Below are 23,809 nucleotides of genomic sequence, written 5' to 3' on the forward strand. Positions count from 1 at the left end.
GATGATTTGCTTTAATTCTATTTGTTTCATTTGGAACTATGGCTTAATCCCATATCCCTTTTAGAATGATAGAATGTTGCTTTATAAACTTGTCTCTTGCTATTTAATGTCTTGAACTTATATTCTTATTATGACGCTCCCGCGATACTGTTTGTGCTGAGTAATGCATATATCTTGCGCTGTTATGCAAAACTTTTTACTATTTTATCTACGATTAAAATTGTTGTTGGATGCAAATATACAATATTTTATTGAATTAATAGATAAATAATACTATTTCTTATCAAGAATATGGAATTTAAGAAAATTATTATGTTTTCCCATATACTTGTTAATTTATTACAAAAAGCCTTGTTGTTACACTTGCAGATGATGCTAATGTGTCTGATTTTTAGGTTCTAAAGCTATTTTTCTTTATTAAGTATTTATGCTGATTTTATGCTGAAATCGCTGTTTTCTATGCTTGTTCTAATACAATAAATAAGCGTTGTTGTGTTTCTGTTTTTCTCTTCTTTTCCTTTATTCTGCACTTTGTAAGGACGTTTTTAGTTATTTATTCCTTCTGTATCAGCTGTTGCTTTTAAGCGAAAAAAGTCTTTGATTTTTGTTTAACAAAAATCTATTGCCTTCATAGAAGGTTTACCTTAAAAAATAAGTACAGAGCAGAAGAAAAGGAGTGTATCCTTTTTTCTGGATACACTCCCTTTATATTAGATTGTTAATCCCCATTGATTATCATCATTGGGTTGTAACGATATGGAGTTAATAAGCCATATCAAAAGATATGTGCATAGTAAAAAGTTCTCTTACCAGATGTGTGCTCGGTTCTGCTGAGGAACAAAGAGTTTGTCACCTTCTTTGATATCGAATGCTTTATACCAGTTATCAATCATAGGAAGGGCAGCATTCACACGGCTGATACTTGGTGAGTGAACGTCAGAGTTGACAATGTAAGCAACGAACTGAGGAGCTACATTGCTTGCCCAAACACGTCCCCAAGCGAGGAAGAAGCGCTGAGCAGGTGTGAAACCATCCATATCGCTCAATGGTTTTGCTTTCATACTGTTTTCAAGTGCACGAAAGGCAATGTTCAAACCTCCGTTATCACCGATGTTTTCACCGAGTGTCTTCTCACCGTTAACATACAAGCCAGGGATTACTTCCTGCTTGTTGAACCAGTCTACGAGAACCTTTGTACGAGCGTCATAGTTCTTCTTATCCTCTTCTGTCCACCAATTCTTCATGTTACCATCTTTATCAAACTGGCAACCTTGATCATCAAAGCCGTGGCTCATCTCATGACCAATAACAGCACCAATAGCACCATAATTAGCAGCATCATCTACTGATGGGTCGAAGAATGGAGGTTGGAGAATAGCTGCAGGGAAGTTAATACTATTGGTTGTTGGGTCATAGTAAGCATTGACAGTCTGTGGTGTCATGTGCCATTCCTTCTTGTCAACAGGCTTACCCCAGCGTTTAGCAATACGATACTTCATAGCTGCTTCCTGTACAGCCTTCACATTATCAATCAATGACTTGTTATCATCAATAACGAAGACACTATCCATATTCTGCCATTTATCAGGATAACCAATCTTGATGTCGAATGCCTGTAGCTTCTCCAAAGCCTTCTGCTTTGTAGCAGCAGTCATCCATGTGTTCTCTTCAATACGCTGTGCAAAAGCATCTTGAAGATTCTTTACCAACGTAATCATACGATGCTTGCTGCTCTCAGGGAAGTATTTCTGTACGTAGAGTTTACCTACAGCCTCACCCATAATACCCTGTACGAAAGACAAAGCACGCTTCCAACGTGGCTGTTGTTCCTGAACACCGTATGCCACCTTGGTATATTCGAAGTTACGATCTGAGAAGTTGTCTGACAACATACCTGCAGAAGATGTGATAACAGCAAGTTCCATGTAGGCTTTCAATGCGTCTAATGGAGCAGTTGCAAGAATCTTCTCTACCTCATGCACAGGCTCTGGTTGTCCAACATCAACCTTTCCGCCGTTGTTTGGATAGCCAGCAGCTTTCAAAAGATAGTTCCAATCGACGCCAGGATAGTCCTTCAAGAGTTGCTCCCAAGTCATTGGGTGATAGTTCGCTTGTGGGTCGCGTGACTTTACTTGATCATAGCTAACCTTTGCTATCTGGTTCTCAATCGAGAAAGCAGCCTCCATCTTCTTCTTTGCAGTTGCAGCATCGTTACCAACCATCTTGAACAAATCATTGTTTAGGCTCTTATATGCTGCTATAACAGCCTTCTGTTGGTCGTTAGGCTTTGTGTAATATTCAGGATCAAGACCAAGACCGCCTTGTGAGATACCAATGATATAACGGTCAGAGTTCATCGCATCTACTGTCATACCAAAGCCAACAGGGAAGGTACCATAACCCTTCACATCGAGGTCATACATCAGTTTGATGAGTTCCTTACGATTCTTTGCAGCCCTAACCTTAGCTAACACAGGCTTAATAGGGGTATATCCCTCACGGTTGCGGCGTACGCTATCCATGTAAAGGTTGTAGATAGAAGCAATCTTCTGTGCTACAGTGCCTTTCGTTTGTGGCTTCTTTGCATAATCCTCAACCATTTCACGGATGCGTTTCTTGTTTAGTTCTTCCAAATCAACAAAGGCTCCGTTCATTGGATGCTCCTTGTCAAGTGGATGGTTCTTCAACCAATTGCCTGCAGCATACTCATAGAAGTTCTCACCAGGCTTCATGTTGAAGTCCATGTTGTTGCGGTCTACACCCGACTTCAGTCCCTGCGCCATAGCTGTTGTAGCTATGAATGAGGCTGCAAAAAGTAGGAATTTTGCTTTCATGTGCTTATTATTTTATGTGTTAAATATATACTTTTCTGCCATTTAATTTTACTCCTTTTCATCTTAAAAGATGATGTTAAGAAGTCATTTTTTCTTTGATATTATCTTATTACAAAGGTAAATAAAAAAGACTAATGTTATTCTATTAGTCGTTTTTTTTGATGAAGAACTACGTTAATGGCTTGATTTTTTTGTTCTTTTAACATGCGCTACCAGTAGTTTTTAAAGTCTTTAAACTTGTAAAAGAACTACTTTGTGGGTTATTACTATCTGTTGCTGAAATAGTACCTTTTTGTGTGTGAAGCTGTTTTAACCGCATATTGGTTAGTTTGTTTTTAGTTCTATAACTCGTTTCTATCGATAAGTTGAACCTATTTTGATAAGTTATTGTAATGTGTTTAGCACTCCGCACCATTGGTGCGGAGCCCCAACACCATTGGTGCGAACCATCAGCACGATGTGTGCGGAGTACTCGCACATGGGTTGAAGATGGAAAGAATGGTGTTTAAAGGCTATTATAATAAAGATAGTAAGAGGTTAATAGCTAACTAATATGTGGAAAAGCTTCACAAGAAAGTCCTGTTTATAAGCATTTCTTAATGGTATGTATAATAGAGATTGCACTACGGATAGTGCAGGTTTTAAGGTATAATGCACTGCGAATAGTGCATTTAATAACACAAATTGCACTGTCGACAGTGCAATTTATTAGTATTTTTGCACTATGGTTAGTGCATTTTTTGTATCTTTGTAGCAAAAAGAAGAGCTATGGATATTAGTTTAATACAATTTATGAAGGAAAGGATAGAGCACACTTCTACCACTTTTCATCGTTATTTATATAATCGTATAGATTGGGGAAGACAGATGTTAGGACTGGTTGGTCCACGTGGTGTCGGTAAGACAACGATGTTTCTACAATATATAAAGGAGCATCAGTCTGAGCAGAATATGCTTTATGTATCAGCTGATTATGTTTATTTCTCATCTCATACACTTATTGATTTAGCTGATGAGTTCAGTAGAGAAGGAGGAGAATATCTCTTTATTGATGAGATTCATAAGTACTCAGGTTGGGCACAAGAACTAAAGCAAATATATGATACTCATGTTGATTTGAAAGTTGCTTTTACTGGTTCGTCGGTTCTTGATATAATACAAGGAGAGGCAGACCTTAGCCGTCGTGCTCCAGTTTATCATTTGCAGGGGCTTTCTTTCAGAGAGTATCTGGAGATGTTTAAGGGCATTGTTGTCCCAACTTATAGCTTAGAAGATATTCTTCATCATCGCGTGGAACTCCCAAAAGGCCTGGAGCGTCCATTACCTTTGTTTAAAGAATATTTGCGTCATGGGTATTATCCATTTGGAGATGACGTCGAGTTTATAATGCTATTAAACCAAAGTGTCAATCTTACAATGGAGGTTGATATTCCACAGTTTGCAAATATGACGCTTTCAACAAGTCGTAAGCTAAAGAAGTTGCTTGCTATAGTTTCTCGTAGTGTACCTTTTAAGCCTGTTATGGATTCTTTAGCAACAATGGTGGGAGTGAGCAGGAATGTCCTTCCTGATTACTTCTTATATATGGAAAAGGCTGGAATTATTAGTCAGCTGCGAGATGCAACTGGTGGTATCAGAGGATTAGGTAAGGTGGATAAGGTTTATCTCGATAACCCTAATTTAGCTTATATCTTATCAGGTAGTGAAGCTAATATTGGGAATATAAGAGAAACTGTCTTCTATAATCAGTTGAGAGTACATAATGATATTATTGTTTCTCGTATCTCAGACTTTGAAATTAATGGTGTAACCTTTGAGGTTGGAGGAAAGAGTAAGGGGCAAAAACAGATAGTTGAAGCTAAAAAAGGTTATGTAGTAAAAGATGATATCGAGATTGGTACAAGTAATATCATACCTCTTTGGATGTTTGGATTGAATTATTAAGAACCGCATCTCTCCTATATATAATAGGTAAGAAACACAAATATTATATCAATATTATCGCCCTCATCAGTCCAAGATAAAAATGAAATTTGGACGGATGAGGGCGATTGTTGTTATGTTAATGTCTGATGTTGAGGCTTACTCCTGTTCTTGTTTTTCCTCATTGAAGAGTGCATCTTTAAGTTTTTGATAGAGGAATGAGAGGATAAGGAGAATGGCTCCAAGGCTGATGAAGACAATAATCTTACCAAGAGCAGGCATTGCCCATACGTCATTGAGAATAAGTTTACCAATGATAATACCGAATTCTGCTAAGCTCACAATACGAATCTCCTTACTGTGGTAACGCATACCGATACACATCAAGATGAAGGCTGCAATACCTAACGACAGTGAGAAGGCTGTACTGAAGTTTACTTCATTGAATGTAATCAGCAAAAGTCGTGTCAAGGTGAGCCACGTCAGTGTTGATACGATAGCGTATTCTGTATGTAAGCTTCGTGGGTTAGAGGTAACAAGGAGTTGACCACGCATACAATATGCCATATAAGCGATTGTTACAAGTGCCATTAACCACCTCAGTAAGAGTCCAGTTGGAGCAGTGTCATTCCATACAGTCATGGCAAATAAGATTCCAGCAAGATAGAGGCTAATCTCGTATGCTAACTTGTTTTTACTTATTTCGAAGCGTTTGCGCAGGATAAGTGCTCCTCCTAAGAGCATTATGTTTGCTGTAAGTAGAGAAGCATACTCTGATATTGGTTGCTCAAGATGGAAGTGGAAGTTGTCTCTGAAGGCAAGGAATAGAATGCAGAAACCCAAAGCATAGGCTATAGCATTGCATGGAGTGTAAGCGATTAGACGTCTCATATCACTGAATAGATCCTTGTTATATTGCATAATGACAGCTACAATAAAGTAGGCTATACTAACAAATGTAGTCACAAAGAAGGCACCATTGACGAACAAACTATCTCCTGTATCATGGATGAAGGTGTCAGTTGTTCTGTAGTATGCCAATGCTCCCATCGTTAGGAACAATAATATTGCAGATGCCCATTCGTAGATTCTGTTTTTCTCCTTTGTGAAGAGCCACAAAAGAAGTACAGCCTCAGCTGCCCATACCAAAAGAACATTGGCTGTACTGAACAGAATTGGAATACCCATAGAGGCGAATGTGACCGCAAGTCCTAACATAAGGTTGCGCAGTGTGTCTTGTCCTTCGACGCGGAATCGTAAATAAAGGTGTATTGCCAAATTGACACCAGCAATGAAGAAAGCTAAGTAAGCTGTCGTGTCAGATGATGCCTCGAAGTGTTGTAAGAGAGAATCGCCATAAATAAGATACATGAAGCTATTAGCTGTGATGATGCCCAATAGTCCAAGTCTGGTATTTTCACTATACTGTGTGCGCAGAATAAAGACAACAGGTAATAGGAAGATGACGTAGAATAGTGTTGCAAAAGCAAATAGGGTAGGATAAATTGTAACAGCTTCACTATCAGTGAATGATCCTATTGCAGTCGTTCCCCATAATATTATATAGGTGAAAGCGAAGGAAACCATAGGTAGTATCGCCCATTTCTTATACATTGCAAGGCAGAACATACCAATGTTCAGAATGCCGATATAAATCTGTAGGCTAATGATACTACTTGAGTCCGTACTAATAATGAAAGGTGCAATAAAGCCGCCAACGAGTGCTGTGACTGCTAATTCCTTCCTATCGTATAGGACGGAGACTGCCGACATGAAGATAGTTGTGGCGCATAGGATAACAAATGCCATCGTGTGAGAGAACAAGTCATAGTAATGGAAGGCGATGGCTGTAATCAAATAGTAGATACCAAAGGCACCACCTGCTAACAGTGAACTGAAAGTATGGTAGCGTTTGTGTAATCGTTCAGCGAGTACTAACATACCTGCACCGACAGCATAGCCCATCAACGTACGTGCTGTCTCATTGATCCAGTTCTGGTCAATAGCATATTTTACGAAGAAACCGATACCAATAATAAAGATGAGAATACCAATCTTGCCAAAGAGATTCTCACCGATATATTTCTCAAAGTTGGTCTCAGAAGTGGCATATTCTTCTATTTTCTCCTCTTTCTCCATAGCCATTGCAGGCTCTTCCTGCTCTTCTTCTACAGGTTCTTCAATGGTGTCAGGAGTCTCCTCCTCAACTTCTGGAGTCTTATCTTCCGTTTTCTCAATAGGAATTTCAATGGTAGAAGGTCTGATATCCTCATTGTGTACAATAGGAATTTCTATAGTTTCTGGTGTCTCTTGTAGCTCTGGCTGTTCGTTTTCACCCGTAGTCTCTGTTTCTTCAGCCTTTTCGGTTGTTGGCATATCGTCCTTTATTGGCTGTTGCCACCAGTTAGGGTTAGGAGTAACAGTTTCAGACTGAACTTCCTTCGGAGTTTCTGTAATCTTCTCCTGAGATTGCTCAACATTCTCTTTTGGCTTTGTTTCTGTTGCTAATTCAGCATGTTTCTGATTTTCACGCTGCATCTTTTCAATGATAAGTTTCAGTGTGGAAATCTCAAAACTGACGTTGTTTAGCGTATTACTTATGTTGTTAAGCTTGGATATAAGATAAAAGAAGCCCAATAGTGATACCGCAAATAAGGCGAGAAAAAAAAAGGATAGAAATTCATATTCCATATTCTAAGGATTTAGTTTTGGATGTAAAGATAATGATAATGTATGATAATGACGAATGTTAACCAACAATAATACTTATTTCTTTTGTTTTTAAGGGTGGAAGACGTTGTTCTTTAAGGTTGCTTTTGACATCGTTAAGTAATTCTTTTCATGAAAGAAAAGAATTATTTTCACGAACATAAATATTTTTCTTCATGAAAAGAAATATTTTTTTTCATGAAAATAATTCCCTCCTGATTAGCTCAAAGAAGTGTAAGCGGTGGTAAATAGCTTTCTTTTAAGTGGTTGGGTTGAGGCTTAGTGGTTATGTGTTCCAACCTTAAACTTAATGTTATAAGCGTATTAAGATAGCTTTATCTTGATGTAAGAAGCTTAGCTTTCTGTTTCCTTCATAGCGTCTATTAAACGACTGAACATTTCTTTTAACCCATATTCAGCCTTCCAACCTAATTGGTTGATACGCTTTGTGTCAAGTCGTAACTTTGTTGTTGGTGGATAACCCATTCCTTCTTGCAACTGTATGACAACTTTTACGTGCTTAGGATTGAAGTTTTCTGCTACGAATTCTGCCATGTTACGGATAGAAATATAGGTATCGCTGTTGGCTACATTATATGCCTCACCATTCTCTCCACGTAGCAATAGATAGAGCATCGCACTGACCGCATCTATTGTGTAGCAATAGCTGTGACAGCCTTCACCCTTGGTATGTAGAATGATGTCGTTGTTATTAATGACACTTCGTGCAAACTGGGCAAAGACACGATTGTCGTTTTTACCGACTCCTGCACCGAATGTCTGTGCCAGTCGTGCTACTTTTACAGGTACTCCATATTCGACAGCATAATTATGGCACAAACCTTCAGCCGCTCTCTTTGCCAAAGGATAACAGCTTCGTGTAGCCATTGGATCAATATATCCCTGCTTTTGCTCGGTAAGCGACTCCTTGTCGTCAGTAACAGAGCCATAAACCTCCATCGTTGAAGCAAAAACAAGTGATTCTACTTTTGCCTCCTGCGCATAGGTAAGGATGTTCTGCATACCAAAATATATCGTATTCATCGTTTCAACGGGCCTCTCGATAAACCCCTTTGAGACTGTCGGAGCAGCAAAATGAACGATGTAATCGATGTTTTTTGAAGGTTTGAAAGGTGCCATTGAGGAAAAGTCATAAGCATAATAGCTTAAAGCTTCGCCTTCTTTGCCAAACATCTCTGTTGCCTTTTCGATGTTTCTTACAACTGCAATGACGTGCAGATTGATACCTTTCTCTGTTGATAAAGCCAAAAGGCAACGTACCATACAGGAGCCTAATAGACCTGTTGCACCTGTTACGGCAATGGTTTTGTTTCTCAGTTCTTCTGTTAATGCAAACTTTTCAACAAAGTTCTTGATATCTTCTTTTAGTATCTTACTGCTCATCATCTCAAAGTTATATAAACGACGGTCCTTTAATTATTTTCTTTTCTGTAATAGGAAGGCTTCATCCTATTGGATGAAAGAAGGAAACTTATAAACCAAATATTTGCTGATCTTCGTGTACCTTCACCATGGCACGCAATACAAAGAAGTCCGTTGGGGTTGTAATCTTAATGTTTTCCATTGGTCCAATGATGGTCCCAAGTTTATAACCATAATGGCTCATCATCGTACAAGAGTCGATGAAATCGGACTTTTCTTCCTCTAAGGAGCGTCTATGTGCACTGATAATATCCGATAAGCGGAAACTTTGTGGAGCACGGGCAATGAGTGAGTCTGCACGTGATGGAATCTCTAATGAGCCATCTGCTTGCTTCACAATAAGTGTTTCTGTTGCAGGAATGCAGGTGATACAACTTCCAACCTCTTCTACTTTCTTGATGTTATCCGTAATCGTTTCCTCTGTGATAAGCGGTCGAACGCCATCATGGATGAGGACAGTTGTGTTCTCATTGTTAATATTCTGACTTTGAGCATATTCCTCTGCCGCACATAGTCCTTTGTAGATAGACTCCTGTCCTGACTTTCCTCCCGGCACAATCTTTACTACTTTGTTAATTTCAAACTTGCGAAGTTGCTTTTCAAGGAATGGAATCCAACTCTCAATACACGCTACAACGATAGCATCTATGTTCGGATGATTGTCGAACAACTCCAAAGTATAGATGATAATAGGTTTCCCATTAAGGTCAAGAAACTGCTTAGGACGCGACTTTGTGTGCATTCTTAGTCCTGATCCGCCTGCAAAGATTACTGCTATGTTCATAATTTCAATTTGGGATTTAAAGGGGTTGAAAGGATTCCTCTTACTACTTAAAGACGACATCTACCTTATGTCTGTCACGCTTATCCCTTGGAGGTAGGTTCATATAGTTCCCGTAGGCGATGCGACAGAACTCATCAACGTCTGCAGGACCTTCAAAAGTATAGCCCTCAAAAACGATATCTTTGTGTGGTATCATACAGCGACGTGGATGCTGTTCATAGAACCAAGCACCGTATGAGTGCATCCAGAGATCTTGTTTCCCAAAGATTTTGCCGAAAAAGCGGAACGTAGGAAAGATGATGTTGTGCAAAAGGTTATAGCTCGTCTGTGCTAAATGGGGGTGCTGACCTGCTAATTTTGCATTCACATTCACCGATAGTTTTGCAGCAAAACGTTGTAACCAAGGAATCATATTACCTTCGTATGGAAAGATGTCAACATGTAGACCTCTGTATTTCTGTGCTTCGTGTATTCTTCGGTCAACACTGCCTTGGCTTTCGTGGCTACGGTTTTCACTTTTCAAATCGCGTAAACATGCCCACTCTTTATAGAAGCCAGGGTCTGTATCATTGTCTTGTAACACATATTGTGGGTGAGGGTGTGCTTTCAGATAGTCGCATAAGCGTTTGAAATCCTTATGACTAACTACCATATCTATGTCATCATCCCAAGGAATAAAGCCCCCATGGCGTACAGCTCCTAACACATTACCGCCATCAAGACGGCAGGGAATGCCTATCTTTTTAGCAGTCTCCTGCAGGTAGATAGCCATATCAAGCAGTCTCAACTGTGCTTTTCTGAGCACAGAACCGTCTGGGTTATATTCCTGTCGGAGACTTTCTTTTGTCTCTCCTGTATTGAAAGTTTCAATCATTTTCCGTTAATATACTTGTTGCAAAGATAATAAAAGATTATGACTTCACCTTCTGTCTTTCCGATAATTATGCTGTTTATATATTTTTGTTATTGATGTTTCATAGCTTAGGGAAGTATATATAGTGGTAGATGGATAGTTGGTGGACAACAAATATGGTTCTTTCGTTAGATGTGTGGTTACTTTTCGCATAGCTTTACTGGGAAACCGAAATCACTTATTAAACAAGAACATAGCTAAGACTACCAACTTTCAATACTATTATCATTCTTCGATACTGAAAATGTCTTCATTTTAATATTTCGAAAATCTCGCGGGCAAGATCTTGAAAAACTTACATAATTTTAAATAAAACCTTTATGAATAATGGCATAAATATGTGTAAAAAGACGGTTTGTAACTAAAGGTAAATCAATTAGATATAAAGTTGTGAAGGGGGAGGTGCTCAATTGGACTTCAAAAGGGCATCTTTTGCAAGTCAATTAGGCGTCTTTTTGAAGCCCAAAGAGTATGTGTTTGTTTTGAGAAGCATGAAAATAGTTTACGAACAACAATGATATGAGGATAAGATGTTTAAAGAAGATGTACAGACGTAGTGTCTATTTGCATTTAGCTACGGTTTATCCCCCTTTGTAAGACTATCTAATAGGGCATAGTCATGCCATGTAAGTATATTAGTCTTTATTCTATTCCCAGTCTGTGCATTTAACGGAAGAATCATAAATATGTTTTTTGACTTTCCAAACAAATCTTTTTGGAAATAAAAAGAGGCTGTATCGTGAGTTGTTATACTCTTGATACAGCCTCTAAGGTTAATTTGAAGGAATAAAGCTTATTGCTTAATCATTATCTGCCCAGTTAGGATAGTCCTCTGTAGCCTCTTCCTCGAAGAGTATCTGTGGTTTACTCTCAGCGTGATCGCCCTGATCAGAGGCTTCAAGCAATAGAGACTCAATCTCTAACTGATACTTTGTAGCAAGTGGCTGAATATAAGTTTTCTTCATTTCTTTTCTTTTTACTTTACAGTTATCTTCTTTCCATTAATAATATACAAGCCAGTTGGAACAGAGAATGTACGAGTTTCTCCAGACTTTACAACGGTTCTTGTGATGTTCTGTCCTGCAGCATTGTATATCTTCAGATCAGTGTCCTTATTAGCTGTTGCAATAATGGTGTTATAGGTCGTTGTGATAGCTAATGTTGGTTCATTGGCGATGTCTGAAATACCAGTAGTTTCAGTGTTGTTCTCATCGAAACTTATATTGAACATGCTGAACATCTTAGCACCAGCAGAGCTACTGAACTCATAAGCTGCACGGAATGGCCAGAGGTAGAGAACTTCCTTACGAAGGTTGCGCAATGCAACGAACTTATTGTAAGAGAAGTAGAATACATTTGGTTTATCAGCCTTGTTCATGCGTAAACCTGAATAGGTATGGTAGCTCTTGAAGTTAGCTGTTGCGCCATTAAGTATGTTGTTAATCATTCCATCCTCAATGAAATTATCATTTGATGCGGTCTTTTCAATGAGGGCAGCCTTCTCACGTACAGTGAAGAGGATGTTGTTTGAAGCATTTGCACGTGGGAGTCGTACCATGTAAGACTTATTTGCTTCAGTTGCAGCGTTGAGCTTCTCGAACTGAGCAGTAGCCTGATAGTCTGTTCCCTGATTCTGCGGAGTGCTGGTATAGGTCAAACCATTCTCCTTCATCTTACCAACTGTAAACTCAAAGAAGCCACGATTATCATCCTTGTGGTCACCATTAGCGTCAACAGTGAGCTTGAATGGAAGTACGATAGAAGCATAAGTATCTGCACCATAACCATTGTAAGTCATCTTACGCTCGTAGGTAGCAAACTTGTCGTCAGCCAACTTGATATCGTATGGTGCAAAGAATGGATTCTTATCAATGAGCTTGAACTCTACTGGTGATGTAAAGTCTGATGTACTTCCTTCCTTTGCAACAGCAACGTTGTTAGCTGTAGCCTGCGCAGCAGAACGATAAGGGAGGTAAACGATAGCATTCTTTGCCAATGCATCACGGAATGTATTCATGCTCATGATACCTGTTGAAGCATCGTTTGTACTACCAATAACGCTAAACAGCTGAGAGTTGTCTACGTAGAGTACTTGATCAAGTGATGTAGGTGCATTAGTTCCACCAAGTGCTGCAGTCATTGCATTTTTAATCTGGCTCAGTGTTAGATAACCATAGTTGTTACCTGCTTCGGTGTCAAAGCCAGCAGCTGTTGTGGTAATCTTCGCACCATACATAGCCTCCTCATTGTCCTGATCTGTGTCAGTCTTATAGTAGTTGGTCTTGTCGTAGATTTTAACCCATTCAACCTTTGGGGTGTACTCGCCAGGAATCAACTTGATGGTTGTAGTGTAGTAAGCGAAAGCCTCGTGCTGTTCCTTATGAGTTGGTGCAATGTTATAACGAGTCTCATCCTTTGTGAAGAGGTAGAGCGTCTTTGTATCGTTCATTAGCACGATAGAATTCTGTGGGTCGAAGTTACCACCCTGTGAACTATAAGCAGCGGCACTAAATGGAGTTTCAGTGAGATACAGTGTAGCTTGCGTGTTTTTGTTACGATCAAGTTCTGCAGAGTTATTGAAGATGAATGCTTTATTACCAGCTACCTTAACATCAATCTTATCTAAGTAACTATGATTTGGATCATAATCACTTGCATACAAATCTTTGCCGTTTACAGGAGTATAAGCAGAACCTACGAAACTATAACGAGCCTTACCATCGTGTGAATCACAGTTCAGATAAGTGTCGTCAGCAAAGAGTGACTTCAAGTTACGGAATGTAAATGTACCCTGTGCTGGTGTAGAGAAACCTGCAGGTACCTTATATTCAAACAGGTCACCACCCATCTTAAAGTCGACAGCATTTGTAAAGGTACGAGTCATTTCCTCACCCTGCGCACCTGTGCAGACGATATCGGCTGTACTGATATAAGGGTTCAATGGCTCCATCTTTACATCTACATTTACCAAGGCTGTACCAGGTGTGTTTGCAATCTCAAACTTAACAGCATCGTTGTTAAGACCATCAATGGTAATAGAACCATTTGAAGCAGATGAAGTAACTGACACTTCCTGATAAACAGTTTTACCCGTCTTGTCATACACCTTTATAGTGTAGTCCTGTGGTGTGTAGCTTGCACCGGCAGACTCACGCTTTCCGTAGAAAGTTGATCGGTCATAGTAAGAAAGAACGGCATAATTTCCATAAGCCTGTAAGTAGTATCTTGTTCTATAGAGTGAGTTGTAAAGTTTTCCCTCACTATCGAAGTACCAGTTTCTATAAGCACTTGTTTTATATTGTGTAGTAGTAGCGTAAAAAGTACCAGTTGGTAAACCAGTACTAGTACTCATAGTAAGGTAATGGTAATGTCCAGATGCATCTTTGGTGTAAACGTAACCTTCAGAATCTTGCTCCCATGTCGTACCTTGTGTACTCCATGTAGGATATTGTGTGCTGTTAAAGGTTAGATATTTGTTGTTATTTCCCTTAATCTTAAATCCTTTTGTTCCATAGTTCTCATTCTTACCTAATGAGAAGTTAAAGGTAGCACCAGTGATACGATAACCAATAGGAACGACCTTTGTAGGACCATCTTTATAGTTGTTTTCAACCTTTGTAGGACCTTCGATGTAGTAAATACCACTCTTCAAAGCATTCCAAATCTTTCCGTCGTTCTGAACAACAGAAATCTTCTCATTAGTACCATCTTTCTTCTTCCATGTTCCATTTTCAACAGCAGACTCATGGAAGAGCTTTACCTTAGCCTCCATTTGCTTAATGTTCTCTGGTACATAAGCTAAGAAAGTTTTACCAGCCTTTGTTACCTTCTTAATTTCTCCGACATCAATTTTTTGAGTTTCAAAACCATTCTCAACTAAGTTGGTATTGGTTTCAGAAACGTTTGAAGGAGTCATAGAGACAGTGAACTCTACGTCTGGAGCATATTCTACTTCGATAGACTCGTATTCAAAACCTGTGAGGACATTATGTCCCTTACCGATATAATTATGGTTTCCAATAAAGGTAAAATACAAAACAGATCCAAGGCTGGTTGTTCCATCACCTCGAGTGAGTGTGTATGTCTTTGACTGTCCGCTTGCATCATGAGTTAGTTTTACAGGACTTCCTTCCCATTTTGTAGCATTCTCATCATGTGTTTGGATAGAATTTGGATTGTTATTCGACTTGATATAATCTTCTTTGATTTCACCAAAGTACCAAGGGAGGTTTCGTCCCCATGTTAGGTGTCCATCAAATGCTCCATTAAGAATATCATAATCAGCTCTTCCATAGCTACCTTGCAGGTTGTTCTTGATTTTAATCGTGTACTTTGTAATACGGAATCCCTTAGGCACAGCTAAGGCTGCATAAGAGTTGTACACACCAGTAATGTGTACCATACGGTTATGATTCTCATAGAAACGAATGTTACCAGTATGGTTACGCATCATACCATCAGCAGAAAATTTTGGGTTATCTGTTGTGGTGTAAGTAAGTGGCGCCTGATTGTGAATAAACATAGACCCGTATCCACTTTGAGATCCTGCCTCTAAACTACTCTCAGAGCGTACAGAGATAATGTTACCTGTTTGTGGGCTAATAGTAACCTTTACGGCCTTACTATCTGTTTGTGCTGAGATTCCAATATTACATAATAGTAATAATGAAATTAAAGCATAAAACTTAAGCCCATTCCGGGAGAAAAAGTTTTTTCTTTTCATCAAATTACGTTATTTATAAAATTAAAATTACTTAACAATATAGTCGTTGATACTATATGCATCGTTTTTTAGCTGCACAAATGTACGTATTAATTCGTTTTTAATACGAATAATGGCGCCTTTGTTTGCTATTATTAACTAAATATTTGCTGATTTTATATATATTAACCGTTAATAAATAAGTATTGGGATTATTCTTTTTCACTACGTCTATAAGACGTAAAACCGCAGGTTTGGTTTTTTCTTTACAAAATATAGTTTTCTTGTAAATCACTTTATGTTAGCTTATAAAGAGTTTTATAGTTAGGTTTTTATGTGATTTAGTTTGCTTTCAAATTAAGAAAAACCGCGTAAATATGCGGGTTGAAAGCGTATGAATAAAGTTTAATAAGAGAGTAATTTATAGTTGCTTTCTTTAATTTTCAAACCTTTTAAGATTTTTATTTTGTAAAAATTATAAAATTAGTATTGCGATGTAAGGGAGTTGCGAAGTATAAGAGGGATTTTATACGATAGTTTTGTAATTTGCTTATAGAACTCATATCATATAGAAAGTTGTATTTTGAGTTCATTATTTGGGCTAATATACATATCTTTGCGGAGGTAATTAGGTGCTTACTTGATTGCTGTTAGTGTTGGTGCTTGCCCTCCGCACGAGTGGTGTTTATGCTTCGCACCAATGGTGTTTGCCCTCCGCACCACATGTGCGGAGTAATTACACACCAATTAAAAACGGTAAGTGAGGTTGTAACTGATTGTATAAAACATAGAAAGAGATTACGCTTATATAGGAAATGTTGAGTGGAAAGCATAAGATTTATTGGATGGTCAGAAAACTACTCAGTTGCTTGTTGTGGCTTGAGGTAGTGTGGTTGGTACTCAATTGCGTATCACCTTGGAGGTTATGGAGTGATGCGGATATCATAGTTGTCTGCACTTTACCTTGGATATTGCTTTTCTTTCTTATCCGCTATATCAAGCGGAGGTGGAAGGAAGAGGGTAATGCCGCTATAGGTTGTTTGTATACCATGTTATGGGTGAGCATTCCTTTCATTATCATTGCGCAACTACTCTTTGGTTGGTTGTGGAACTTAAAAAATGATTCAACCAAGATAACGTTTGAAGACGATAAGTATCGGGTAACGATTCTTAATGCACTATTCGCAACACAGGTGGATAAGATACAGATCATGGAACGCTGTGGCCCATTCTATCATGAAGTCTATTTCAGTGAACTTCATGATATTGATACGAATAAGTTAAAAAGTACAGCAGCTATTGAAGACTTTCTTAAGGAGCAAGAGAGAAAAAAATAGCTATCGGATAGGTTCTTTGCTATCCCAAAGTATGTGGGATTTGGCTTTTCCAAAGAAAAGCGTTACATTTGCATGTTAGATAGGTTTTGCCTAATATTGTGGGAAGGAGGAAATAATATCTTCCTTTTCTCCATCTGCGATAACAAGTACTTTCATGAAGGGAACCTTATTTGTCAGAAGGCAACTGACCTCTTTTTAAGATAGAATATATTTTGAGAAGGATATAAGAAACAGTGTATCATAGAGATACAAAAGCTAATGGAAAAAGAAACACTCAAGGAGAAAACAGCCAAAGGACTCTTTTGGGGTGCATTGAACAATGGTACAATGCAGCTCTTGAATATTGTCATTGGAATCTTTTTGGCACGTCTGCTCACACCAGCTGACTATGGATTGGTAGGAATGTTAGCTGTGTTTACAGCGATTGCAGGGGCATTGCAGGAAAGTGGGTTTACTGCAGCACTTGCTAATATGGAGCGTCCAACGGATAATGATTATAACTCTGTCTTTTGGTTTAGTGCTATAATGGGTTGGATTTCATATACAACCCTCTTCTTTTCAGCCCCTTTGATTGCAGCTTTCTTTCATCATCCAGAGCTTATCAGTCTATCCCGTTTCGTCTTTGTATCATTGCTTTTCTCCTCATTAGGTACGGCTCCTGCAGCTTATCTTTTCAAAAATATGATGGTCAAAGAGACTGCTCTGCTGCGTATCACCTGCCTTTTTATCTCGGGTGTGGTAGGAATTATCTTAGCTTTAAAGGGTTATGCTTATTGGAGTTTGGCTTGGCAGCAAGTGCTTTATATCAGTCTTACGAGTCTGTGGCGTTTCTTTATCATTCCTTGGCGACCCTCTTTTCGCATTGACTTTACCCCTGTAAAGAAGATGTTTTCCTTTAGTTATAAGATTCTTGTGACGACGATTGTCAATACGATTAGTCAGAATATTCTAACCTTTATCTTCGGTCGTTTATATTCTGCAAAGGTAGTGGGAAACTTCTCTCAAGCCTTCAAGTGGGATACAATGGCAAGCACCTTTGTGTCTGGAACGGTGTCGCAGGTAGCGCAACCAGTGCTTGTCGAGGTGAACAAAGACCCAGAAAGGCAGGTGAATGTGTTCCGTAAGATGCTTCGTTTTACGGCATTCTTAGTCTTTCCTGCTATGTTTGGATTGGCGATGATATCGCACGAATTTATCATTCTTCTTATATCAGATAAATGGATAGAGAGTATTCCTTTGCTACGAATCCTCTGTATTAGCGGTGCTTTTTTACCATTCTACACGATGTATCAAAATCTTATCCTTAGTCGTGGTAAGTCTGTTGTTTATATGTGGTGTACGATAGCTTTAATCATTGTACAGATAGTCTTTGTGATTGGTTGCTATCAGCAGGGAGTTTTGTTTATGGTAAGTGCTTATACTATTGTAACCGTCTTATGGCTCTTTGTATGGCAGTTCTTTGCCGGAAGAGAGACGGGTTTGCGCCTTTTTGATGTTCTGAAAGATATTAGTCCTTACCTTTTAGCATCGGTAGCAGTAATGGTCATCACTTATTTTGCAACCTCTTTCATTCATAATCTCCTCTTACTATTGATTGTCAGAATCCTTATGGCAGCTGTGCTTTACTTCTTTATCATGAAGTGGGCAGGCTCGCAGTTACTCGTGGAGTGTATGAACTATCTGCGTCGTCGTAAATGATAGTAAGAAACGAGAACTTGGTATATTAAGGAATAAGTTGTAAATTTGCATAAAAAAGAGAAGATGAACCCATTTGTTCAAGGCGTAATACTTACCGCGTCCTCCCTAAGGTTGATTCCACATATCCTACTATATAAGTTGAATAGTGGGAAGATTGATGACGACCTGCTACAAGTGCAGGACCGTAAACGTGGGGTATGTAACTTCGTGAAGGTAATGACGCGCGAGCGTACCTTCCGTAATCTTTTCTATTATAGAATAGGTGAATATATGGCAACACCTATTAAATGGCTGTGTCCTGGCGAACGAACATTGAACATCTGGTGCCCCTCTATTGGCAAAGGTGCTCATTTTGAACATAACTATGCTACCTATCTAAATGCCGAAAGCATCGGTAAGAACTTCTATTGTCTTCAGTTAGTAACCTTAGGAACAGGACATCATGAGGGGCAAGAAGGTCGCCCTGTGATAGGTGATAATGTGAAGATAATGACAGGAGCAACGGTTTTTGGACCTATCCGAATTGGTAATAATGTGACGATAGGGGCTGGTGCTGTTGTCTTTAAGGACGTGCCTGATGGCTGTACTGTGGTCGGTAATCCTGCAAGAATAGTAAAACAAGCATAGTTGGAGCTTAAAATATAATGATGATGGAATATCCAAAGATAACAGTTGTAACACCTTCCTATAACCAAGGACAGTTCATAGAGGCAACGATACAATCGGTCATCGGACAGCAATATCCTAACTTGGAGTATCTTGTTTGTGATGGTGGATCTACCGATGAAACCGTGGAAATATTGAAGAAGTACTCTGATAAGATTACATGGTGGTGCAGTGAGAAGGACAAGGGACAGAGCGATGCTATCAATAAGGGTATGCGTAGGGCAACAGGTGACATCGTCTGCTGGATTAATAGTGATGATGTACTATTGCCCGGAACATTACATACTGTAGCAAAGTTCTATCATGATCATCCCGATACAGACTTTGCCAATGGCTATACGGTTGAGATTGACAAAGAAGGAAAGATTATCAACTTCACGCATATCGTAATGAATCACTTCTTCTTCCGCCATGGTTGTTATAATATCTCGCAGCCGGGAATGTTCTGGAAGCGTGAGATATTCGATAAAATCGGCTATATTGATGAGTCTTTCCATGCTAAGATGGATGTGGAATGGCTGATAAGAGTATATGAAGCGGGTCTGAAAGTAAGACGTATTAACCGCAACCTTGGTGCTATTCGTATCTATCCTGATACTAAGACAGCACAAGGAGGAAACATTTGGACACGTGATACAGATGCACTTCGTGAGATGTATCATGGTAAGTATTTACCTGAAAATGGAAAATTATACCGTCCTTTCTTCAAACTCTATAAGATATTAGATGGTTGTATGTACCGTAATGCCATAAGAAAATGGCAATATTGTGGTAAACCTGTTACAGCTTACAAAGAGAATCTTTAGTTTACACTTGCTTTTGAGTTCACCAAGAGTGATTAAGAATACAAAAAAGACTTCCTTAATGGTTAGGGAAGTCGTTTTTGTTTATGTTGGGATGATATCTTTTAATGCGGTGCAACAAATCCTCGTAGCATGAAAGGAATGATGAGGCTGAGGTTATATATCATTAAAGCAAGGCTCAGTGTGGCGATAAGTAGTCTTGCACCTATCAGCACACGTCTTTGTCTGATGCACTTAAATAAGTAAGTAATTGCTATCGGAATAACGAACAACCAGTGTGCACCCATAATATAAACCTCGATGATACCGAAGCCAAGAATGATGTGAAGGGCGATGTCTGTGGCAAACCAAGCCATACATAACTGTAGGAACTTTTCCTTTCTTCCCACGATGATTCCGCCTAAAAACAATATTATTATCATGGCTTCAGCTATGTAATTGAGTACACTGCTGTATCTGACAATGATGGGGCGCGACTTGTTTACATCCTCCAACACATGTTCTTGGTGAAGTTGTATGCTTTCTCCAAAGAGATTTTCTATGATAGCATCAGTTCTCGAACTTGATAAGTCGGTCCATTCAAAGAATCTGTTGTTTGCCACTTGCGTTCCAGTACGGCTCTTCATGAATTCATGTTGCTTCTCATACTTGGCTGCAAACTTCTGGTCTTTCTTTAATTTCTTTTCCTTTACTCTTGCTTGTAGTTTGGCATCTGGCTCAACGAAAGTTGTTTGTTGATACGAATAGATAGCGAAAAGTGCGCCAAGAGGAAGGATAAAGGCTAAGAAGAAGTGCTTAATACGGAAGGTACGCTTGCCGTTAACAAATAAATTAGCTAAGCCAATCTTTGCGATATTGGTAAAAGTAATACCCGTTGCAAAGAAGGATAAAAGCATTGTTTGCCATGCTTTCATGCGCCCATCTTCCCATTTCATCGCTCTTCCAGCAATGTACAGTGTCATGGTTAGGAAGAAAAGCGAGAAGATGAAATGGTCAGGTACAAACGATGTCAGTAGGATAGAAGCAAAAGAGAAGAAGAAAATCGTCAGTAAGAGGGCGTCTTTCTTCCTTAATTCTTGCACTTCTGTAAAGATTCGATAGATAAAAAGACAACTATAGGTAGCGGTCAATACATTGAAAAAAGCCACGATGAATATCGCATAATTTGTATGCGTAAGGTCCATTAGCCAGTGGTTGAGGAGATAGAAGGGGTAGAAAAACGTTGGTAGTAAGGGATGTCGATAGAGCTGATAATAAATCTTCCATCGTGATATGGTCATATAAGAGAGGTTATCATAGCCTGATACCGTGTAATGGTCAAAGAATAATCCCCAGAAACCAAGGTTCCCTCCTCTGGTAAATAAGCCGTAGTTATAGGCTATCATCAACCAGTTTAGGGCTACGAAAGCAAGGAATGACACCAAGCATAGAAGCCTTTCACCACGTTTAATAGCAAAGATATTACGCATGACTCCCTCCTATAAGTTTAGTAGATAGTTAGCAGTTAGTCCTCCGTTGTATACCCAGAGGAAGATGGTAATCACTAATAGCAGACCTCGCAACATTTGGCGATATCTGTGTGATAGTCCTTTCATAAGATAACCATAGGCTATCGGAATGATGAATGCCCATCCTGAAGCCATGATGTAAACCTCAGTTATACCAAAGCCAAGAATGAGATGCAAGGTTATATCGCAGGCAAACCACGCTAACAACATTTGGAAGAAGCGTTTCCGACAACCGAAGATAATGCCTAAGACAAATAGTACGACCATTATCGCTTCTATCACGTAGTTTGTTATCCAATTATAGGCGACGAAAACAGGACGGTCCCATGCTACATCTTTTAGTAGGTAACGCTGGTGTAGCTGGATAGACTCACCAAAGAAGTTCTCTACCAATGTCCTTGTACGTGGTGTTGAGGTGTCAAGCCAGTCAAGCATCGATTCCTTTGACATGGTCTGACCTAAATGAGTCTTCTGCCAAGCATTACGCTTTTTATAGAAATCTTCCACCCCCTTTGGGTCTTTTTGGCGTTTTACTTTCTCAATATTGCTAATAACAGCCTTCTGAGGAACTTCCAAAAGGTAGTATTGTGATTGCTGAATTCCAATCAATAAGAGGCATGGAAGGATGACTCCAATGCTGATATATTTCCATGTAAAGAACTTCTTTTGGTTCGTAAATAATCCTGCAAGGAATATTTTAGCACCGTTGGAAGTAGCCAGCCCGGCAGTGAAAAAGGTTAGAAGGAGTGACTGCCAAGCCGTTAAAAGTTCTCCTTTCTTCATCTTTTTGCCGCAAATATACAATGTCATCAAAAGGAACATCATTGATACAATGAAGTGATCGGGTACCATTGACGGTATGAGAATGTGTCCGAAAGAGAGAAGGAGTACGGTAAGGAGTGTTGAGTCAAATCTCCTCAATTCCATCACTTCACGGAAGATGCGATAGGCGAATACGGCTGCATAGAAGGCTGAGAATACGATAATGGCTGCCATGAAATACACGGCAAAGTTATGTCCGAAGACTTCTATGAGCCAGTGGTTTAATAAGTAAAGCGGATAAAGGAAGGTGAGATACAATGGATGGCGCGAAGTTATAAAGTGAATACGCATCCCTGAAATGGTAATCCATGACCAGTTATCATAGCCTGACATACGGAAATTCTTGGTAAAGATGCTCCAAAAACCGCCATGTGCACCCATTGTGTAGACGTGATAATGGCTGGTGATGAGCAATATGTTGAATGTGAGGAATACAGCCAGCATAATAAATACCAGCCAGCATTCCTCTTTCTTCACCTTGAATATGTTGAGTATGTGCATTGAATAGCTTTGATTAATCACTGCAAAGGTACAAATTAAAGCAGATTAAACAAAGGAAAAAAGGAGAAGAACGTGTATCGTAAAATGCTCTCAGTTTGGAATGACAAGTTCTTTTTATGTAAAAAGAAGCTGATGAAGGGGCTTTTTAGGTTTTTCCGTTAAATCTATAGATTGAATATAGTATAAAGATTTTATGCTTACATGCTATGATTATCTAAAAGCTAATGATTTTAGAAGGGGGCAAGTTACAAGATAAAAGGTAGAAAAGGGCAATAAAGACAATGTCTATTGACTACAATATCTTTCCGCTTCAACAACCATTTTATTCACGTTTCAATTAAGTTTTGTAAACTATTTTTATACAACTCAAAACCAATACATGCTCTTTTAGCTTTGAAAAGACGCCTAATAAGCTTGCAAAAGATGCCCTTTTGAAGTGTTACTAACGCCCTTTTGAAGTCTTATTAAGCACCTTTTCTTGCACGACTTTGTAACCAATTGATTTACTGCTGGTTGCAACCTTGCTTTTTATGCTTAATATTCTGCTTTATTTTAGGTGTTTTAAATGAATTAATGTAATGATTTTTCAGCATCCTATCTACACATTCTTGAAGTGTTAAAAGAAATGGTTATCAGTGTCGGAGGGTGAATAAAATAGACAGTCAAGACTATCTTGGTTGTCTATTCGTTTAATCTATTATCTTTGGTTTAGCATTAATGCTATACGAAAAAGTGTCTATGTGTTTAACGGAAACCCTTATTAAGGTCTAAAACCTTACTTTTTATGTAAGAAAAAGCGCACTAAAAGGAAGTTGATTGGTACACAGATAGCAAACATAGGAATCAATGCTATCTGCTTGCTGAACCCTAACCAGAGGAAGAATTGTAGGCAGGCACTCTGTAAAAGATAATTGATGATATGCGAAAAGATAAAGCCTGCGCCTCGTTTTGTCGTGGACTTTACGCGAAAGGTGTAACGTGTAGATGCAATATAGTTGAATGTAAAGCTAACAAGGTAGGCTATAGTATTTGCAATGAGTGGCTGTAGCCAGCATATTAACAGCAGATATGTACCGTATTGTATGGCTGCAGCTGATGATCCAACGATGATAAAACGTACGATTTCACCGAGCTTTTCCTTGTTCTTTATCTCATTCTTCAGCATC

At 38.9% G+C, this 23,809-nt stretch carries 15 protein-coding genes; 5 read left to right on the forward strand and 10 right to left on the reverse strand.

Annotated features, from left to right (window positions below):
• Window positions 1-806: 806 nt before the first annotated feature.
• Window positions 807-2,834 carry a M13 family metallopeptidase gene (locus PMEL_RS01145; protein WP_120173607.1) on the reverse strand — a complete coding sequence of 676 codons (2,028 nt, stop codon included), beginning with the start codon at window positions 2,832-2,834 and terminating at the stop codon, window positions 807-809.
• 768 nt (window positions 2,835-3,602) lie between these two features.
• Here PMEL_RS01145 and PMEL_RS01150 point away from each other — a divergent pair.
• Entirely contained in the window at window positions 3,603-4,778 is a 1,176-nt protein-coding gene (locus PMEL_RS01150; RefSeq protein WP_120173608.1) for an ATP-binding protein, read from the forward strand.
• Window positions 4,779-4,916: 138 nt separating this feature from the next.
• Here PMEL_RS01150 and PMEL_RS01155 read toward each other — a convergent pair whose 3' ends face one another.
• From PMEL_RS01155 to PMEL_RS01175, 6 genes are all read right to left on the reverse strand, one after another.
• Complete coding sequence (locus tag PMEL_RS01155; protein ID WP_231999391.1) at window positions 4,917-7,295, reverse strand: DUF2339 domain-containing protein; 2,379 nt, start codon at window positions 7,293-7,295, stop codon at window positions 4,917-4,919.
• Between the two features lie 525 nt (window positions 7,296-7,820).
• On the reverse strand, window positions 7,821-8,870 hold the full coding sequence (locus PMEL_RS01160; RefSeq protein WP_120174597.1) for an NAD-dependent epimerase/dehydratase family protein: 1,050 nt from the start codon (window positions 8,868-8,870) through the stop codon (window positions 7,821-7,823).
• An 88-nt stretch (window positions 8,871-8,958) separates the two neighbouring features.
• Complete coding sequence (locus tag PMEL_RS01165) at window positions 8,959-9,693, reverse strand: 2-C-methyl-D-erythritol 4-phosphate cytidylyltransferase (RefSeq protein ID WP_120173610.1); 735 nt, start codon at window positions 9,691-9,693, stop codon at window positions 8,959-8,961.
• A 43-nt stretch (window positions 9,694-9,736) separates the two neighbouring features.
• Window positions 9,737-10,567, reverse strand: a complete 831-nt coding sequence (locus tag PMEL_RS01170) for a phosphorylcholine transferase LicD (protein ID WP_120173611.1) — start codon at window positions 10,565-10,567, stop codon at window positions 9,737-9,739.
• Window positions 10,568-11,406: 839 nt separating this feature from the next.
• The gene (locus tag PMEL_RS12160) at window positions 11,407-11,571 is read right to left on the reverse strand and encodes a hypothetical protein (protein WP_172586729.1); all 165 of its coding nucleotides are present in this window, start codon (window positions 11,569-11,571) and stop codon (window positions 11,407-11,409) included.
• Between the two features lie 11 nt (window positions 11,572-11,582).
• Complete coding sequence (locus PMEL_RS01175) at window positions 11,583-15,128, reverse strand: T9SS type A sorting domain-containing protein (RefSeq protein ID WP_231999392.1); 3,546 nt, start codon at window positions 15,126-15,128, stop codon at window positions 11,583-11,585.
• A 995-nt stretch (window positions 15,129-16,123) separates the two neighbouring features.
• On the opposite strand from PMEL_RS01175, the gene PMEL_RS01180 reads away from it, so the two are divergent.
• From PMEL_RS01180 to PMEL_RS01195, 4 genes are all read left to right on the forward strand, one after another.
• Window positions 16,124-16,645, forward strand: a complete 522-nt coding sequence (locus tag PMEL_RS01180) for a hypothetical protein (RefSeq protein WP_120173613.1) — start codon at window positions 16,124-16,126, stop codon at window positions 16,643-16,645.
• Window positions 16,646-16,903: 258 nt separating this feature from the next.
• Window positions 16,904-18,343 carry a lipopolysaccharide biosynthesis protein gene (locus tag PMEL_RS01185; protein ID WP_120173614.1) on the forward strand — a complete coding sequence of 480 codons (1,440 nt, stop codon included), beginning with the start codon at window positions 16,904-16,906 and terminating at the stop codon, window positions 18,341-18,343.
• 63 nt (window positions 18,344-18,406) lie between these two features.
• A complete protein-coding gene (locus tag PMEL_RS01190) occupies window positions 18,407-18,970 on the forward strand; it encodes a serine acetyltransferase (RefSeq protein ID WP_120173615.1) in 564 nt (187 codons plus the stop codon).
• A 17-nt stretch (window positions 18,971-18,987) separates the two neighbouring features.
• Window positions 18,988-19,815, forward strand: a complete 828-nt coding sequence (locus PMEL_RS01195; RefSeq protein ID WP_231999393.1) for a glycosyltransferase family 2 protein — start codon at window positions 18,988-18,990, stop codon at window positions 19,813-19,815.
• Between the two features lie 101 nt (window positions 19,816-19,916).
• Here PMEL_RS01195 and PMEL_RS01200 read toward each other — a convergent pair whose 3' ends face one another.
• From PMEL_RS01200 to PMEL_RS01210, 3 genes are all read right to left on the reverse strand, one after another.
• Window positions 19,917-21,281: a DUF6080 domain-containing protein gene (locus tag PMEL_RS01200; protein WP_120173616.1), complete on the reverse strand. Its 1,365-nt coding sequence runs from the start codon at window positions 21,279-21,281 to the stop codon at window positions 19,917-19,919.
• Between the two features lie 9 nt (window positions 21,282-21,290).
• Window positions 21,291-22,643 carry a DUF6080 domain-containing protein gene (locus PMEL_RS01205; protein WP_120173617.1) on the reverse strand — a complete coding sequence of 451 codons (1,353 nt, stop codon included), beginning with the start codon at window positions 22,641-22,643 and terminating at the stop codon, window positions 21,291-21,293.
• Window positions 22,644-23,418: 775 nt separating this feature from the next.
• On the reverse strand, window positions 23,419-23,808 hold the full coding sequence (locus PMEL_RS01210; protein WP_172586730.1) for a GtrA family protein: 390 nt from the start codon (window positions 23,806-23,808) through the stop codon (window positions 23,419-23,421).
• Between the last annotated feature and the right edge of the window lies 1 nt (window position 23,809).

This window comes from Prevotella melaninogenica (genome assembly GCF_003609775.1).
Taxonomy (GTDB): domain Bacteria; phylum Bacteroidota; class Bacteroidia; order Bacteroidales; family Bacteroidaceae; genus Prevotella; species Prevotella melaninogenica_A.

What these genes read in the sequence shown, in the direction of transcription:
- PMEL_RS01200 (WP_120173616.1), bottom strand. Translation starts at nt 21,281, where the DNA reads ATGCGTAATATCTTTGCTATTAAACGTGGTGAAAGGCTTCTATGCTTG.
- PMEL_RS01205 (WP_120173617.1), bottom strand. Translation starts at nt 22,643, where the DNA reads ATGCACATACTCAACATATTCAAGGTGAAGAAAGAGGAATGCTGGCTG.
- PMEL_RS01190 (WP_120173615.1), top strand. Translation starts at nt 18,407, where the DNA reads ATGAACCCATTTGTTCAAGGCGTAATACTTACCGCGTCCTCCCTAAGG.
- PMEL_RS01145 (WP_120173607.1), bottom strand. Translation starts at nt 2,834, where the DNA reads ATGAAAGCAAAATTCCTACTTTTTGCAGCCTCATTCATAGCTACAACA.
- PMEL_RS01180 (WP_120173613.1), top strand. Translation starts at nt 16,124, where the DNA reads ATGTTGAGTGGAAAGCATAAGATTTATTGGATGGTCAGAAAACTACTC.
- PMEL_RS01185 (WP_120173614.1), top strand. Translation starts at nt 16,904, where the DNA reads ATGGAAAAAGAAACACTCAAGGAGAAAACAGCCAAAGGACTCTTTTGG.
- PMEL_RS01155 (WP_231999391.1), bottom strand. Translation starts at nt 7,295, where the DNA reads ATGCAGCGTGAAAATCAGAAACATGCTGAATTAGCAACAGAAACAAAG.
- PMEL_RS01175 (WP_231999392.1), bottom strand. Translation starts at nt 15,128, where the DNA reads ATGTTTATTCACAATCAGGCGCCACTTACTTACACCACAACAGATAAC.
- PMEL_RS01210 (WP_172586730.1), bottom strand. Translation starts at nt 23,808, where the DNA reads ATGCTGAAGAATGAGATAAAGAACAAGGAAAAGCTCGGTGAAATCGTA.
- PMEL_RS01160 (WP_120174597.1), bottom strand. Translation starts at nt 8,870, where the DNA reads ATGAGCAGTAAGATACTAAAAGAAGATATCAAGAACTTTGTTGAAAAG.
- PMEL_RS01150 (WP_120173608.1), top strand. Translation starts at nt 3,603, where the DNA reads ATGGATATTAGTTTAATACAATTTATGAAGGAAAGGATAGAGCACACT.
- PMEL_RS01165 (WP_120173610.1), bottom strand. Translation starts at nt 9,693, where the DNA reads ATGAACATAGCAGTAATCTTTGCAGGCGGATCAGGACTAAGAATGCAC.
- PMEL_RS12160 (WP_172586729.1), bottom strand. Translation starts at nt 11,571, where the DNA reads ATGAAGAAAACTTATATTCAGCCACTTGCTACAAAGTATCAGTTAGAG.
- PMEL_RS01170 (WP_120173611.1), bottom strand. Translation starts at nt 10,567, where the DNA reads ATGATTGAAACTTTCAATACAGGAGAGACAAAAGAAAGTCTCCGACAG.
- PMEL_RS01195 (WP_231999393.1), top strand. Translation starts at nt 18,988, where the DNA reads ATGATGATGGAATATCCAAAGATAACAGTTGTAACACCTTCCTATAAC.